We start from the raw sequence: 15,511 nt of genomic DNA, 5'->3' as shown, positions 1-15,511 counted from the left end.
CGGTCGTGCGATCACAGCGGCGACGCGCCGAACACGCCGGCGCCCTTGTCCGCGGGCGCGGCATAGTCGCGGAATGCGGCGAACAACTCGCGGCCGAGGCCGACGTGGTGCGAGGACAGGTCGACGACCGCGCTCTCGCGCTCGCTCCAGTCCGCCGGCGCCAGCACGCCGAGGGTGCCGGCGATCGCGTCGACGCGCAGCACGTCGCCGTCGCGCAACTTCGCCAGCGGGCCGCCGCAAGCGGCTTCCGGAGTCACGTGGATCGCCGCCGGCACCTGTCCGGACGCGCCCGACATGCGGCCGTCGGTGACCAGGGCGACGCGGTGGCCGCGCTTTTGCAGCACGCTCAGGGTCGGGGTGAGCTGGTGCAGTTCCGGCATGCCGTTGGCGCGCGGGCCCTGGAAGCGCACGACCACGATCACGTCGCGGTCGAGTTCGCCCCGCTCGAAGGCCTGCTTGACCTGATGCTGCTCGGTGAACACGCGGCACGGCGCCTCGACGATCCAGCGGTCCTCGGGCACGGCCGACACTTTGATCGCGGCGGTGCCGAGATTGCCGTCGAGCACGCGCAAGCCCCCGTCGACGCGGAACGGTTCGCCGACCGGGCGCAGCACCGCGGTGTCGGCGCTGATCGGCGCCGACGGCACGTGCACGACCTGGCCGGAGTCGTCGAGCCGCGCCTCGATGCGGTAACGCGCCAGGCCCGGGCCGGCGACGGTTTCGACATCGCCGTGCAGCAGGCCGTGATCGAGCAGTTCGCCGATCAAGTAGGCCAGGCCGCCGGCAGCGTGGAAGTGGTTCACGTCGGCGCTGCCGTTCGGATACACCCGCGCCAGCAGCGGGATCGCCGAGGACAGCGCATCGAAATCCTCCAGCCGCAGTTCGATGCCGGCCGCGGCCGCCATCGCGATCAAATGCAGCAGGTGATTGGTCGAACCGCCGGTGGCGTGCAGGCCGATCACGCCGTTGACGATCGCGCGTTCGTCGACGATGCGGCCGATCGGCCGGTAGTCGTCGCCGAGCGCGGTAATTTGCGCGGCGCGGTGCGCGGCCTGCGCGGTCAGCGCATCGCGCAGCGGCGTGTTCGGATGGACGAAACTCGAGCCCGGCAGATGCAGGCCCATCAGCTCCATCAGCATCTGGTTGGAGTTGGCGGTGCCGTAGAAGGTGCAGGTGCCGGGACCGTGGTAGCTGCGCGCTTCGGCTTCGAGCAGCTCCTCGCGCGAGGCCTCGCCGGTGGCATAGCGCTGGCGCACCCGCGACTTCTCGTCGTTCGGCAGGCCCGAGGTCATCGGCCCGGCCGGCACGAAGATGCCCGGCAGGTGGCCGAAGTGCAGCGCGCCGATCAACAGCCCCGGCACGATCTTGTCGCACACGCCCAGGTACAGCGCGGCGTCGAACATGTCGTGCGAGAGCGCGATCGCGGTCGACATGGCGATGACGTCGCGCGAAAACAGCGACAGCTCCATGCCTTCGCGGCCCTGGGTGACGCCGTCGCACATCGCCGGCACGCCGCCGGCGACCTGCGCGGTCGCGCCGGCTTCGCGCGCGGCGGCCTTGAGCAGGTCCGGAAACCGCTCCAGCGGCTGGTGCGCCGACAGCATGTCGTTGAATGAGGTGACGATGCCCAGATTGGGCGCGTAGCCCGAGCGCAGCGCGCTCTTGTCGCCGGGCGCGCAGGCGGCGAAACCGTGGGCGAGATTGCCGCAGGACAGGCGCCGGCGTTGCGGGCCGCTGCTCAACGCCGCGTCGATGCGGGCGAGATAAGCATTGCGGCGCGCGCGGCTGCGTTCCTGGATGCGGTGCGTGACTTGCGCGACGACGGGATGTAGATGGGTATTCACGGGTACTCGATGAGTGCGGGGCACTGGCGAAAGAGGCCGAACAGTCCCCCTTCGAAAAGAGGGTGAGGGGGATTCGCTCCGCCTACACCTTCCCGAGAAGACGAGGCAAAAGCAAATCCCCCCGCGTCGCGATGCGACGCGGTCCCCTTGGAAAGGGGGCGACAGCAAAGGCCTGAGCTTGGGAGGGGAGGGAGCCTGGGCCTGACTGTCTGCGGAGTCCAAGAATGCTGCGGACTCCAAGGGTGGAGCGGGAGAGATCGGGCGGGTTCGGGACTCGGGACTCGGGACTCGGGATTCGGAGCTAGAGAACTAGAGGAACTGGGAACTAGGAACCGGAAATCGCAGCTAGCGGCGATCGATGGCATTCGACGGCTCAGGGACTCCAGTACAGGGTCGGCGTTGCCGGTGCGCCGCTCAGCACCGAGCGGATCGGCAGGGTGCTGCGCGGGTCGCGCTGGGCGCCGTCGAGCACCGCGCGCTTCTTCTCGCCTTCGATGTGCAGGTACAGCGCCGGTGCGGTGAAGATCGCGCTCAGGGTCAGGGTCATGCGCGGTTCCGGCATCGCCGCGGTGCGGATCGACATCACCGGCGCGCGGCCGCGCGGCTGCAGGCCGATTTCGCGCAGGGCCGGGTTGTCGTAGCCCAGATCGGGGAACAACGAGGCCACGTGGCCGTCGTCGCCCATGCCGAGCACCGCGACGTCGAGCGGCAGGCCTTCATTGGCGATCTTGGTCAGCACCGGCATCAGCGCCGCTTCCGGCGTTTCGGTCGGGCGGTACAGCGGCAACAGGCGCGCGACCGCGGCGTTGTGCCGCAACAGATATTCGCGCAGCAGGCGCTCGTTCGAACGCGGATGCTCCGGCGGCAGCCAGCGCTCGTCGATCGGCAGCACCGTCACCCGCGCCCAGTCCAAGGTCTGGGTGGACAGGGCCTGGAAGAAGCGCTTCGGGGTATTGCCGCCGGACAGCGCGATGGAGGCCTCGCCGTGGCGCGCGAGCGCGCCGCGCAGATCCGCGGCGACCTGTTTCGCCAGGGCTTGCGCCAACTGTTCGCCATCGTCGAACAAGCGCTCGTGCAACGGCAGGGGCAAGGGTTCGATCACTTTCAGTCGCTCAGCCTGCATCTTCATGCCAGGTCCTCCCATCGCGTTCGATCAAGGCCACTGCGGCGCTCGGGCCCCAGCTGCCGGCGGTGTACGGGCGCGGCGCGTCGGCGCTCGCGGCCCAGGCGGCGCGGATCGGATCGATCCACTTCCAGGCCGCGTCGACTTCGTCGCGGCGCATGAACAGCATCGGATTGCCGCGCACCACGTCCATCAACAGGCGCTCGTAGGCATCGGCCTGGCGCCCGCCGAAGGCCGCGGCGAAACTCATGTCCAGCGGCACGTGGCGCAGGCGCAGGCCGCCCGGGCCCGGCACCTTGTTCATCAGCCACAGCTTCACGCCCTCGTCGGGCTGCAGGCGCAGCACCAGCTTGTTCGGCGCCAGGCGGCTGGACGGGTCCTGCTCGGTAAGGTCTTCGAAGATCGAGTGCGGCACCTGGCGGAAGGTCACCACGATCTCGGACGAACGCTCGGCCAGGCGCTTGCCGGTGCGCAGGTAGAACGGCACCCCGGCCCAGCGCCAGTTCTTCACTTCGGCCTTGATCGCGACGAAGGTCTCGGTGAGCGACTGCGCGCCGAGTTCCTGCGCGTAGCCCGGCACCGCGCGGCCTTCGACCGCGCCGGCCTTGTACTGGCCGCGCACGGTGGACTGCGCGGCGTTGCCGTTCTCGATCGGACGCAGGGCGCGCAGCACTTTGAGCTTTTCGTCGCGGATCGCGTCGGCGGCGAGCGAGGACGGCGGCTCCATCGCGACCAGGCACAGCAGCTGCAGCAGATGGTTCTGGACCATGTCGCGCAGCGCGCCGGACTTGTCGTAGTACGGCGCACGCGATTCCACGCCGACGGTTTCGGCGACGGTGATCTGTACGTGATCGATGTGTTCGGCCTTCCACAGCGGCTCGAACAGGGCGTTGCCGAAGCGCAACGCGGTCAGGTTCTGCACCGTTTCCTTACCGAGGTAATGGTCGATGCGGAAAATCTGGGTTTCGGCGAACACCCGGCCGAGCGCGTCGTTGATCGCGTCGGCGCTGACGCCGTCCTTGCCGAGCGGCTTCTCGACCACCACGCGGGTCTTCGGCCCGACCAGGCCGTGCGAGTGCAGGCGGTCGCCGACCACGCCGAACAAGTCCGGGCCGACCGCGAGGTAGAACACGCGGACGCGCTCCTGGTCGGGGAACTCGGCGGCGAACTCGGGCCAGCCGGCGTCGGAGCTGAGATCGAGGCGGCGGTAGGACAACAGCGCCAGGAAGCCCGCCAGCGCCTCGCCGTCGCGCGCCTGCTCGCCGGCGAAGTCGAGCAGCGCCTCGCGGATCTTGCCGCGGTAGTCCTCGTCGCTGCGCTCGTCGCGAGCGATCGCGACGATGCGGGTGCCGGCGACGATCTGGCCGTCGACATAGCGGTGGAACAAGGCGGGCAGGAGCTTGCGCAGCGCGAGGTCGCCGGTACCGCCGAAGATCACCAGGTCGAACGGGGCCAGCGGCGCCAGATGCGGGGCGTGGGAGGGGGTCGGCACGGAGTAGACACTCATGGGCGGGCTCGGACAGGTCTCGTAAGGAACCATACCAGTAAAGATACCAGTAAGATACCACTTCGACAAATTAACCAATTTTCAATCATTTACGCAGGCATATCAGACACTTGTTGCCGCCAGTGGTCTGCGACTGGTATCTTTTTGCCATGCAGCCCTATTTGGTCAGCGAGTTCCGCCGCCAGAGCGACGCCCGACGCGCGCCGGCCTATCAGCACCTGCGCCGGTCGCTGCAGCACGCGATCGAAAACGGCGAGCTGACCGCCGGCCAGGCCCTGCCGGGCGAACGCGAGCTCGGCAAGCTGCTCGACCTGTCGCGGGTGACCGTGCGCAAGGCCATCGCCGGCCTGGTCGCCGACGGCCTGCTGGTGCAGCGCCAGGGCGCCGGCACCTTCGTCGCCGAACGCATCGTCAAATCGTTCTCGCGCCTGACCAGCTTCACCGACGACCTGCGTGCGCGCGGGCTCGACCCGCGCTCGACCTTCCTCGAACGCGGCCTCGGCGAGGTCACGCCGGAAGAGGCGATGGCCCTGAACCTGTCGCCGGGCGCCGGAGTGATCCGCTACTACCGCCTGCGCACCGCCGACGGCGTCGCGCTCGCGCTGGAACGCACGGTGGTGCCGGCCTCGGTGATCGCCCATCCCGATTTCGTCGAGAACTCGCTGTACGAAGCCTTCGCCAAGCTCGGCATCCAACCGGCCCGCGCCCTGCAGCGCCTGCGCGCGATCGCCTTCGACGCCGAACAGGCGCGCCTGATGAACCTGCCCGAAGGCGCCCCCGGCTTGTTCATCGAACGTCGCACCTTCCTCGACGACGGCCGCGTCGTCGAATTCACCCGATCCTTCTACCGCGGCGACGCCTACGACTTCGTCGCCGAACTGCAGAGCGAACCCACGCCGTGACCACAGACACCCTGCTCGACGCAACCAGTACGCGCATGTACGCCGAAGCGCAGGAAGCCGGCGAGGCCGTCGCCCGCCAGTTCGCCGCCAACGCCGACGTCGTCGACGACCTCGCCGAACGCCTGCAGAAACACCCGCCGCGCTTCATCGTCACCTGCGCGCGCGGCAGCTCCGATCACGCCGCCACTTACGGCAAGTATTTGTTCGAGACCCAGCTCGGCCTGGTCACCGCCTCGGCCTCGCCCTCGGTCGGCTCGGTCTACGCGATCCAGCCCAAGCTCGACGGCGCCCTGTTCGTGACCGTCTCGCAATCGGGCAAGAGCCCGGACCTGGTGCGCAACGCCGAGATCGCCAAGGCCGCCGGCGCCCACGTCGTCGCCCTGGTCAACGTGACCGACTCGCCGCTGGCGCGGATCGCCGACACCGTGCTCGGCCTGCACGCCGGCCCGGAAACCAGCGTCGCGGCGACCAAGAGCTATCTGTGCTCGCTGGCCGCTTTGCTGCAGCTGACCGCGCGCTGGAGCAGCGACGCCGCCCTGTTCAATGCCGTGCACGCCCTGCCCGATGCGCTGGGCGAAGCCTGGCGACAGGATTGGTCGCCGCTGGTCGACGGCCTGGTCGACGCGCACAACCTGTTCGTGGTCGGTCGCGGCCTCGGTCTCGGCGCAGCGCAGGAAGCCGCGCTCAAGTTCAAGGAAACCTGCGGCCTGCACGCCGAAGCCTTCAGCAGCGCGGAAGTGCGACACGGCCCGATGGCGATCGTCGGCCCCGGCTTTCCGGTGCTGGCCTTCGCCCAGGACGACGGCACCGGCGACGGCACCGTCGCGGTGGCGCGCGAGTTCCGCACCCGCGGCGCGCCGGTGTGGCTCGCCGCGCCGGGCGTGCCCGGCGGCGACGTGTTGCCGACCGCGCGCTCGGTGCATCCGGCGTTGACGCCGCTGCTGACCGTGGCGAGCTTCTACAAGGCGGTCAACGCCTTGTCGGTGGCGCGCGGGCACAACCCGGACCTGCCGCCGCATCTGAACAAAGTCACCGAAACCGTCTGAGGCCCCGCATGTCCGCCACCGCCTTCGTCAACGGCCGCGTGCTCAGCGAGCGCGGCTTCGAGTCCGACCTGAGCGTCATCGTCGAGGAAGGCCACATCGTCGCGGTGGTGCCGGGGCCCGCGCCGAGCGGCGCGCAAGCGGTGGACCTGCACGGCCAATATTTGGTGCCGGGCTTCATCGACACCCAGGTCAACGGCGGCGGCGACGTGTTGCTCAACGACACGCCTACCGTCGACGGCATCCGCCGTATCGCGCAGGCGCATCGCCAGTACGGCACCACCGGGATGCTGCCGACGCTGATCAGCGACGACGTCGAGGTGATGGTTGCGGCGATCGACGCCGTGCGCGAGGCGATTCGCCAGGGCGTGCCGGGCATCCTCGGCCTCCATCTCGAAGGCCCTTACTTGGCGCCGGCGCGCAAGGGCGTGCACAACCCGGACAAATTCCACACCCCGAGCGAGGACGAACTCGACCGGATCGCCTCGCTCGGCGTCGGCAAGACCATGCTTACGCTCGCGCCCGAGCGCTTCAGCAACGCCGGCCTGGAAGCGCTCGCCGCGCGCGGCGTGCTGGTCTGCGCCGGCCATACCGCCGCCGACTACGAGCGCCTGCGCGATGCCTTCGCCCATGGCGTGCGCGGCGTGACCCATCTGTTCAACGCGATGACGCCGCTCGGCAGCCGCGAACCCGGCGGCGTCGGCGCCTGCATCGAAGACCCGAACAGCTGGTGCGGCGTGATCGTCGACGGCGAACACGTCCACGACGCCTCGCTGCGCATCGCCATCGCCGCCAAACCGCGCGGCAAGATCATGCTGGTGACCGACGCGATGCCGCCGGTCGGCGGCACGCAGGAAGATTTCGTCCTCTACGGCGAAACCATGACCTGCCGCGACGGCAAATGCACCACCGCCGCCGGCACCCTCGCCGGCTCCGCGCTCGACATGGCCAGCGCGGTGCGCAACACCGTGCAGCGCCTGGGCCTGCCGCTCGACGAAGCCTGCCGCATGGCCTCGACTTATCCGGCCGAGTTCCTCGGCCTGGGCCATGAGTTGGGACGCATCGCCCCGGGTTATCGCGCCGACCTGGTCACCTTGAACGACGAGTTGCGGGTCACGGGCAGCTGGATCGGCGGATTGGCCTGAGCCCGGCCCGCCCGCACGAGTGCGAATGCGGGCTGCGGCGCGGCGTGTCGGCGGTGCGTTCGGCGATGGCGTCTCTCAATCGCACTGTTTGGTCGCGCTACCGGACGGATCAGCGCGCGCCGGCGTGGCCGGCGGGCTGCGCGTCGTCGCCAGGAACGAGCCCAGCAACACCAGCACGAAGCCTGCGCACATGCCGTAGGTGAGCGGTTCGTCCAGCAAGGTCACGCCCAGCAGCAAGGCCACCAGCGGATTGAGATAGGTGATGACGGTGGCGCGGGCCGGGCCCGCCTCGGCGATCAGGGCGAAGAACAACAGAAACGCCAGCGCGGTGCAGACCACGCCCAGGATCGCTATCGACCCGGCTGCCCGCACCGTGATCTGCGCCGGCCAGGCGCCGAGCGCGAACGGCGTATAAGCCAGCGCCGCCAACGCCAGCGACGCGGCGATCACGCCCAGGGGCCGCACGTTCGACAGGTAACGGCTGATGATGATCGGGCCGAGCGCATAGCCCAATGCGGTCGCCAATGCGGCAGCCATCGCCCAGCGGTTGGAGACGTCGATGTCCAGGCCCACCAGGGCCGCTACGCCTGCCAGGCCGACGCCGAGGCCCAGCAACCGGCGCCCGTCCAGCTTCTCGTGACCGCCGATGGCCATCAGGCCGGCGGTCATCACCGGGACCGTGGCGATCAACAGACCGGCGGTCGAACTGTTGATGCGGGTCTCGGCATAGCCGAGCAGCCACCACGGAATGCTGATCTCGACCAGGGTGAACGCGAGCAAGGGCCGCCAATGGGACAGCAGCGGCCGCAACTCGCCGCGCGCGGCCGCGATCGGCAGCAACAACGCCGCGCCGATGAGCGTGCGCCCGAACGCGACCGTGACCGGCGACACGTCGGCCACCGCGACCCGGATCAGCAGGTAAGGCACGCCCCAGATCACTCCCAAGGCGAGGAACAGCCACCAGGCGCGCCGGCTCATGCCGTCCTCCGCGCGAGCACGCTGCGCCAGGGACCGTCCCGGCCGTCGAAGCGCGAGTCCCAGCCGACCATGAAACCTGCCTGCCGCAGACGCTGGTCCAGTCCTGCTGCCGACCAGCGCACCACCCGATAGTCGCCCGAGTCGCCGTGCTCCCAGAACTCGTCGTCGCCCAACGGGTACGACAGCAGCAAGGCTCCGTCCGCAACCAGAGCCTGCGCCAGCTTGCGCAACACGCCGTCGATGTCGGCGCGTTCGAAATGCTGCAGCACGCACAGCATCGCGATGCCCGCATGGCGGCCCTCGATCTCATCGGTGAGCAGATCGAAGACCTCGGCCCGCCGACCGCGCAGGGCCTGGAAGTCGCAGAAGGCCTGGGTCACGTCGGTGCGACGGACCGGCACCGCCAGCGCCTCGAGGAAATCCGCATCCCAACCGGGCCCCGAGCCGATCTCCAGCACGCCCTCGCCGGACGGCAAGGCCTCGGCGAACCGCCGCAGCGCCTCCGCGCCCGCGGCCGACGGTTGCGACGACACCGAGACGGCATAGTCGTGCGCGCATTTTTCGTAGGCGGCGACAGTGCGCCGGTTGCTGGACTGAGACGGTGCCATCGGGACGATCTCCTGCATTCATGCATTGCCGCCGAGACCGCCATCTAAACATAGGCGGGGGCGGGATGGAGGCCGGTATTGTGGAATGCCGGATGCGGCGCAAGGGACGCGGTGAAGTCGTGGTTTGCGTCGCTTCTGCATCGGCCAGGCGGGGTACGTCGCGAGGCCGAACCGGCGCGGTCGCGGCTTGCGCCGCTCCTACCCTGGGGCTACCGCATCCGTGTGTCGCTGCGAATCTGCCCCTGTAGGCGCGACGTGAGGCGCGACGCTGGATGCGCAGGGATGACGAGGCTGGCGTCGTTCGTCGAGGCGACGCGCTGTCGCCAGGGTAGGAGCGGCGCAAGCCGCGACCGCCATGCCTCGGTCTCGCTTCGCCGGTTGGAACTCTTTGTAGGAGCGACGTGAGTCGCGACCACGGAACGCGCATAGACAACAACGCAGTCTCTGCTCGTCGAAGCGGCGCGCGCTCGCCTGGGTAGGAGCGGCGCAAGCCGCGACATCGTTGTGGCGGTCTTGCGGCGCATTGCTCGTGGAAGATCAAGATCAAGATCAAACCCAAAGCTTCCGCCACTAAAGCGGCGGGTTACTTTCTTTTGTCATAAGCAACAAAAGAAAGGTAACCAAAGAAAAATGCTTTTCTTTGAATCAAGGGCCCGCACGAGTGATGCATCCGCGGGGATTTTTCATACGGGACATCCTTGTCCCGATGAAAAACGGCCTGCATCCCTGCAGGCCGCCCTTCGGGTTTCCTATGGCCTTCGCTAGTGCGTGGCTACGCACAGCGATAGCAAGGCCAAGCAGCGCAGCGAGACCAATGCTCAGCGGTCGCGACTTGCGTCGCTCCTACCCTAGGGCGGTCTTGCGGCGGTGCGCCCGCCAATCGTTGCGCAGCAGCGCATACAGGGCGGTGTCGGACACCACGCCTTCCACGATCCAGCGTTCGCGCAGGTAGCCTTCGCGGACGAAGCCCTGGCGCTCGATGCTGCGGATGGAGGCGGTGTTGCGCGGGTCGATGTCGGCTTCGATGCGGTTGAGGTCCATCGCCTGGAAACCGTAGTCGATCAGCGCCGGCAGGGCTTCGCTGATGTAGCCGCGCGACCAGGCCGCCACGGCCAGGGCGTAGCCGATCTCGGCGCGGCGGCACGGCGGGTCGAGATTGAACAGGGTGCAGGTGCCGATCAGGGCGCCGTCGTCGCGGCGCTGCAACCCGAGGCAAAGGTAGCGGCCGGTGGCCATCGCCTCGCGGTCGCGGGCGATCCGGGCTTCGGCTTTCTCGATCGAGTCCCAGGGCGGCGAGCTGCCGTAACGCATCACCTCGGGATCGCCGTAGATCGCCATCAGGGCGCCGGCGTCGGCGTCGACGAGCGGCCGCAACGACAAACGCTGCGTGGTCAGGACGACTTGGTCGAAGGCGGTCATGCGCGCACTCTACCTGCGCGCGACGCGCGGCTCGACCGCACGGCACGCGGCCGCCAGAGCGCCGTCCGGCCTGGACCGGCCGCATGAACAAGGCGGCGAATGCTGCGCGTTTGCCGACCCCCACCGCCCGGCGCGGGGCAGGATCCGCTGCGGTACGGGCGCGCGTATTCAGCCTCTTGCGCCGGCTTCCTGCGTGACGACTGGCGCACCTGCCGGCCCGATTCCGCCCAAAGGCTATAATTCCGAGTCTTTGCTCGGGCCCCGGCGCGCCACCGCCGTCCCGGCCGGGATGCCGTCCCGCCCCGCCAGCCAACCCGCGGCACCGCCGCGAGAGCCCGCCCATGACCAGCACCGCAGAACTCAGCTCGCCTTCCTCGGCGAATACAGACCTGACCAACAGCGTCCTCGACCCGGACTATTCGCTCGATCACAAGTACACCCGTCAGGAAGGCCGCATCTACCTGAGCGGCGTGCAGGCGCTGGTGCGCCTGCCGCTGATGCAGCGCTTGCGCGACCAGGCCGCCGGCCTCAACACCGCCGGCTTCATCTCCGGCTACCGCGGCTCGCCGCTGGGCGGTTTCGACCTGGAGCTGTGGCGCGCGCGCAAGTACCTGGAAGCCTCGGGGGTGAAGTTCACTCCGGGCCTCAACGAGGACCTCGGCGCGACCATGGTCTGGGGCACCCAGCAGACCAATTTGTTCCCCGGCGCCAAGGTCGAGGGCGTCTACGGCATGTGGTACGGCAAGGGCCCGGGCGTGGACCGCACCGGCGACGTGTTCAAGCACGCCAACGCCGCCGGCACCAGCAAGTACGGCGGCGTCCTGGCCCTGGCCGCGGACGACCACGCCTGCCGCTCCTCGACCCTGCCGCACGGCTCGGAAGGCGAGTTCACCAGCGCGATGATGCCGATCCTGAACCCGGCCGGCGTGCAGGACATCCTCGACATGGGCCTGATCGGCTGGGCCATGTCGCGCTTCACCGGGCGCTGGGTCGGCTTCAAGACCATCGCCGAGACGGTCGAGTCCTCGGCCTCGGTCGACGTCAATCCGCTGGCGCTGAACATCGTCACCCCGGACGACTTCGTGATGCCGCCGGGCGGCCTGAGCATCCGCTGGCCCGACCCGCCGATGGACCAGGAAATGCGCCTGCACCAGTACGCGGTCAAGGCCGCGCAGGCCTTCGCCCGCGCCAACGGCATCGACCGCACGGTGATCGATTCGCCGAACGCGCGCCTGGGCATCATCACCACCGGCAAGAGTTATCTCGACGTCCTGCAGGCGCTGGAATACCTCGGCCTGGACGCGCGCGCCTGCTCCGAGCTCGGCATCCGCGTGTACAAGGTCGGCATGACCTGGCCGCTGGAGCCGATCGGCCTGCGCGCGTTCGCGCGCGGCCTCGACGACATCCTGGTGGTCGAGGAGAAGCACGCCTTCATCGAAAGCCAGATGAAGGAGTCGATGTACAACTGGGACGGCGACCGCCGACCGTCGATCGTCGGCAAGTACGACGAGAGCGGCGAGTGGATCCTGCCCTCGACCGGCGAGCTGACCCCGGCGCGCATCGCCGGCGTGATCGCGCGCCGCATCCAGCGCTTCCACAACTCCGAGCACATGGAGAACGTGCTGCGCTGGATGGACGAGAAGGAAAGCGAGCTGGCCCTGCCGCGCGCCTCGTTCCCGCGCGTGCCGCATTACTGCTCGGGCTGCCCGCACAACACCTCGACGGTGGTGCCGGAAGGCTCGCGCGCGCTCGGCGGCATCGGCTGCCACTACATGGTCACGTGGATGGACCGCGAGACCAACACCTTCACCCAGATGGGCGGCGAAGGCGTGACCTGGTGCGGCCAGTCGGCCTTCACCGACACCGAGCACGTGTTCCAGAACCTCGGCGACGGCACCTATTTCCACAGCGGTTCGCTGGCGATCCGCCAGTCGGTCGCGGCCGGCGTCAACATCACCTACAAGATCCTCTACAACGACGCGGTCGCGATGACCGGCGGCCAGCCGGTCGACGGCACCCTGTCGGTGCCGCAGATCGCCCACCAGGTGCGTTCGGAAGGCGTGCAGACCATCGTCCTGCTGTCGGACGACATCGCCAAGTGGAACAAGCGCGAGCTGTTCCCGAGCGAGGTCGAGTTCTACGACCGCAAGGAACTCGACGCGGTGCAGAAGCGGCTGCGCGAGGTCAAGGGCACCAGCGTGCTGATCTTCGACCAGACCTGCGCGACCGAAAAGCGCCGTCGCCGCAAGCGCGGCAAGATGGTCGATCCGCAGAAGCGGGTCATGGTCAACACCCTGGTCTGCGAAGGCTGCGGCGACTGCGGCAAGAAGTCGTTCTGCGTGTCGGTGCTGCCGAAGGAAACCGAGTTCGGGCGCAAGCGCGAGATCGACCAGTCCAACTGCAACAAGGACTACAGCTGCGTCAACGGCTTCTGCCCGAGCTTCGTCACCGTCGAAGGCGGCGGGCTGAAAAAGAAGAAGGGCTCTTCGGCCAAGGACCGCTTGCAGGACCTGCCGGCTCCGCAGTTGCCGGCGCTCGACACGCCCTGGAACATCCTCATCACCGGCGTCGGCGGCACCGGCGTGGTCACCATCGGCGCGCTGCTCGGCATGGCCGGCCATCTGGAAGGCAAGGGCGCGAGCGTGCTCGACCAGACCGGCCTGGCGCAGAAGGGCGGCGCGGTCACCACCCACATCCGCATCGCCAAGACCCCGGCCGACATCCACGCCGTGCGCATCGCCGCCGGCGAGGCCGACCTCGTGCTCGGCTGCGACATGGTCGTGGTCAACGACTACTGGGCGCTGTCGAAGGTGCGCGCCGGCCGCAGCGCGGTCGTGCTCAACACCTACGAGGCGATGCCGGGCACCTTCACCACCCGCCCGGACATGCAGTTCCCGGCCACCGACATCGTCGCCGCGGTGCGCCAGGCCCTGGGCGGCGCCGAGCCGCTGCTGGTCGACGCGACCCAGCTCGCCACCGCCCTGCTCGGCGACGCCATCGCCACCAACCTGTTCATCCTCGGCTACGCCTGGCAGCGCGCGCTGGTGCCGATTTCGTTCGATGCGCTGATGCGCGCGATCGAACTCAACGGCGCCGCGATCGAGATGAACAAGACCGCGTTCGCCTGGGGCCGCCTGGCCGCGATCGATCCGAAGACGGTCGCCGAAGCCGCCGGCCTGGTGCGCAATGCGCCGACCGTCGCCGAAGCGACGCCGCACGATCTGCCGCATCTGGCGCCGGGCCAGTGGGAAGGCAAGGAATGGGGCGCGACTTCGGCGCCGCGCGCGACCCGCAACGGCGACGAGCTGCGTCACGTGCCGGCGCAGGCCGACAGCGACAACGTCGCCTTCCTGCCGCTCGACGATCTGCGCCTGTCGCGTTCGCTCGACGAATTGATTTCGCGCCGCGTCGCTTTCCTGACCGAGTACCAGGACGCGGCCTACGCCAAGCGCTACGCCGACTTCGTCGCCAAGGTGCGCGCGGCCGAGCAGGCCAAGGCGCCGGGTTCGACCGATCTGGCCGAGGCGGTGGCGCGGTATTCGTTCAAGCTGATGGCCTACAAGGACGAGTACGAAGTCGCGCGCCTATACACCAGCGGCGATTTCCAGCGCAAGCTGGAGCAGCAATTCGACGGCGACTACAAGCTCAAGTTCCACCTCGCGCCGCCGCTGCTGGCCAAGAAGGACGAGCAGGGCCGATTGATCAAGCAGGAGTTCGGCCCCTGGGTGTTCACCGCATTCAAGTGGATGGCGAAGTTGCGCAAGCTGCGGGGCAGCAAGCTCGACATCTTCGGCTACACCGAAGAGCGCAAGATGGAACGCCAGCTGATCGCCGACTACGAGCAGACCGTGACCGGCCTGCTGGCGACCCTGGACGGCGGCAACGTCGACCTCGCCGCCGAGATCGCCAGCATCCCCGAGCACATCCGCGGCTATGGTCACGTCAAGGAAGCGCACCTGCACAAGGCGAAGGAACGCGAGGCCGAGTTGCTCAAGGAATACCGCAACCCCTTGCGGATCGTGCAGGCGGCCTGAGCGGCGCCTGCATGAAACGAAAAGCCCCGCATGCGGGGCTTTTCGTTGCGCGCGAACTTCATCGCGCCGATCGAGGCCTGCGCTGTTTCAACTGCTGAGGCGGCGATCGATCTCGCTCGCCAGGTCCTGCACCTTGGCCGACTCGGTCGGCATCTCCGAGCCGTGCTGCGCGGCCCGCACCAGTTCGACGCGCGCCGCTTCCAGGGCCGGGTCGTGATAGTGGGCGATCATGAAGCGGCGCCAGTCCTGCTGCGTCGCCATGCCTTCCGCCAACGAGCGCAAAAAGGTTCCGAACTCGTTGCGCGTGTCCTGCATGTCCGTAGAGCTCATCGTCATCGCCTTTCCTGAGTTCTGTCAGATCGCGCCATCCAGCGCGCGCCTGACGACATCCGCCGATTCCCCACGGCTCACCATCGCATAGTTGTACCCCCCGCGCGACCAGTACTGCGCGAGCAGGTCGCCGTCGCGGCGGTCGCCGCGCGGCAGCAAGTGGCGGCGGGGCCCCGGCGGCCGGATATAGAAGCTGATCGCGTTACCGCCGGCGTCCTGGTAGACGACCAGGGCCGCGGCGCCCTGTTCAGTCGCGAGCAGGCGCGCGCCGACCTGGCGGAAGCCGGCCCCGCTCAGGTCGGGCAGGCGCATCGGTTCGCGGAAACGGGCGTCCAGCCAGCCCTGCAGATCATCGCCGTGCGCCGGCTGGTCGGGGCGCAGATCGAAACGCGCGGCGAACAGACGGTGCGCTTCGAGCGCATCGCCCATCGGCTTCGCCGTGGCGTACGCCGCCGGCGCGGCGGCGGCGGATTCCTGGCTGCGCCATGCGCGCATCTGCCAGCCGCCGATGCCGCCGACCCCGAGGCTCAACAGCACCGTCGCCGCCATCGCATAGCGCGCGCGGCGCCGACGCGCGA

At 68.8% G+C, this 15,511-nt stretch carries 11 protein-coding genes and 1 pseudogene; 4 read left to right on the top strand and 8 right to left on the bottom strand.

All coding sequences use genetic code 11. The features are described 5' to 3' along the window. Positions 1-11: 11 nt before the first annotated feature. The 3 genes from edd to zwf all read right to left on the bottom strand — a co-directional run bounded on the left by edd (position 12) and on the right by zwf (position 4,474). Entirely contained in the window at positions 12-1,844 is a 1,833-nt protein-coding gene (gene edd, locus ACSAMQ_RS09705) for a phosphogluconate dehydratase (RefSeq protein WP_435395449.1), read from the bottom strand. Between the two features lie 373 nt (positions 1,845-2,217). Next, complete coding sequence (gene pgl / locus ACSAMQ_RS09700; RefSeq protein WP_435395448.1) at positions 2,218-2,973, bottom strand: 6-phosphogluconolactonase; 756 nt, start codon at positions 2,971-2,973, stop codon at positions 2,218-2,220. Next, positions 2,957-4,474: a glucose-6-phosphate dehydrogenase gene (zwf, locus tag ACSAMQ_RS09695; protein ID WP_435395447.1), complete on the bottom strand. Its 1,518-nt coding sequence runs from the start codon at positions 4,472-4,474 to the stop codon at positions 2,957-2,959. Before zwf ends, pgl begins: the two co-directional genes overlap by 17 nt. 149 nt (positions 4,475-4,623) lie before the next feature. Between zwf and ACSAMQ_RS09690 the strand changes: the two genes are divergently transcribed. Genes ACSAMQ_RS09690 through nagA form a run of 3 tightly spaced genes read left to right on the top strand, consistent with a single transcriptional unit; the run spans position 4,624 to position 7,564 of the window. After that, the gene (locus tag ACSAMQ_RS09690; RefSeq protein WP_435395446.1) at positions 4,624-5,376 is read left to right on the top strand and encodes a GntR family transcriptional regulator; all 753 of its coding nucleotides are present in this window, start codon (positions 4,624-4,626) and stop codon (positions 5,374-5,376) included. A gap of 35 nt (positions 5,377-5,411) precedes the next feature. After that, positions 5,412-6,422, top strand: coding sequence for an SIS domain-containing protein (locus tag ACSAMQ_RS09685; protein ID WP_435395470.1), 1,011 nt, complete (start codon positions 5,412-5,414; stop codon positions 6,420-6,422). An 8-nt stretch (positions 6,423-6,430) separates the two neighbouring features. Continuing rightward, positions 6,431-7,564 carry an N-acetylglucosamine-6-phosphate deacetylase gene (gene nagA, locus ACSAMQ_RS09680; protein ID WP_435395445.1) on the top strand — a complete coding sequence of 378 codons (1,134 nt, stop codon included), beginning with the start codon at positions 6,431-6,433 and terminating at the stop codon, positions 7,562-7,564. Positions 7,565-7,639: 75 nt separating this feature from the next. Here nagA and ACSAMQ_RS09675 read toward each other — a convergent pair whose 3' ends face one another. From ACSAMQ_RS09675 to ACSAMQ_RS09665, 3 genes are all read right to left on the bottom strand, one after another. Next, positions 7,640-8,542: a DMT family transporter gene (locus tag ACSAMQ_RS09675; RefSeq protein WP_435395444.1), complete on the bottom strand. Its 903-nt coding sequence runs from the start codon at positions 8,540-8,542 to the stop codon at positions 7,640-7,642. Then, complete coding sequence (locus ACSAMQ_RS09670; protein ID WP_435395443.1) at positions 8,539-9,168, bottom strand: methyltransferase domain-containing protein; 630 nt, start codon at positions 9,166-9,168, stop codon at positions 8,539-8,541. Before ACSAMQ_RS09670 ends, ACSAMQ_RS09675 begins: the two co-directional genes overlap by 4 nt. 825 nt (positions 9,169-9,993) lie before the next feature. Continuing rightward, positions 9,994-10,569, bottom strand: a complete 576-nt coding sequence (locus ACSAMQ_RS09665; RefSeq protein WP_435395442.1) for a GNAT family N-acetyltransferase — start codon at positions 10,567-10,569, stop codon at positions 9,994-9,996. Between the two features lie 341 nt (positions 10,570-10,910). Between ACSAMQ_RS09665 and ACSAMQ_RS09660 the strand changes: the two genes are divergently transcribed. Further along, positions 10,911-14,603, top strand: coding sequence for an indolepyruvate ferredoxin oxidoreductase family protein (locus ACSAMQ_RS09660; protein ID WP_435395441.1), 3,693 nt, complete (start codon positions 10,911-10,913; stop codon positions 14,601-14,603). 87 nt (positions 14,604-14,690) lie between these two features. Here the strand turns inward: ACSAMQ_RS09660 and ACSAMQ_RS09655 are convergent, their stop codons facing one another. Together ACSAMQ_RS09655 and ACSAMQ_RS09650 are read right to left on the bottom strand one after the other, a co-directional pair. After that, positions 14,691-14,933 (bottom strand): hypothetical protein, encoded by a 243-nt coding sequence (locus ACSAMQ_RS09655; protein ID WP_435395440.1) that lies wholly within the window; start codon positions 14,931-14,933, stop codon positions 14,691-14,693. A 24-nt stretch (positions 14,934-14,957) separates the two neighbouring features. Then, a pseudogene (locus ACSAMQ_RS09650) lies at positions 14,958-15,511 on the bottom strand (hypothetical protein); the annotation flags it as partial.

Origin of the sequence: Lysobacter sp. 1R34A (assembly GCF_051217035.1) — a bacterium.
Classification (GTDB): Bacteria; Pseudomonadota; Gammaproteobacteria; order Xanthomonadales; family Xanthomonadaceae; genus Lysobacter.
This window is presented reverse-complemented; position numbering and strand designations above follow the sequence as displayed.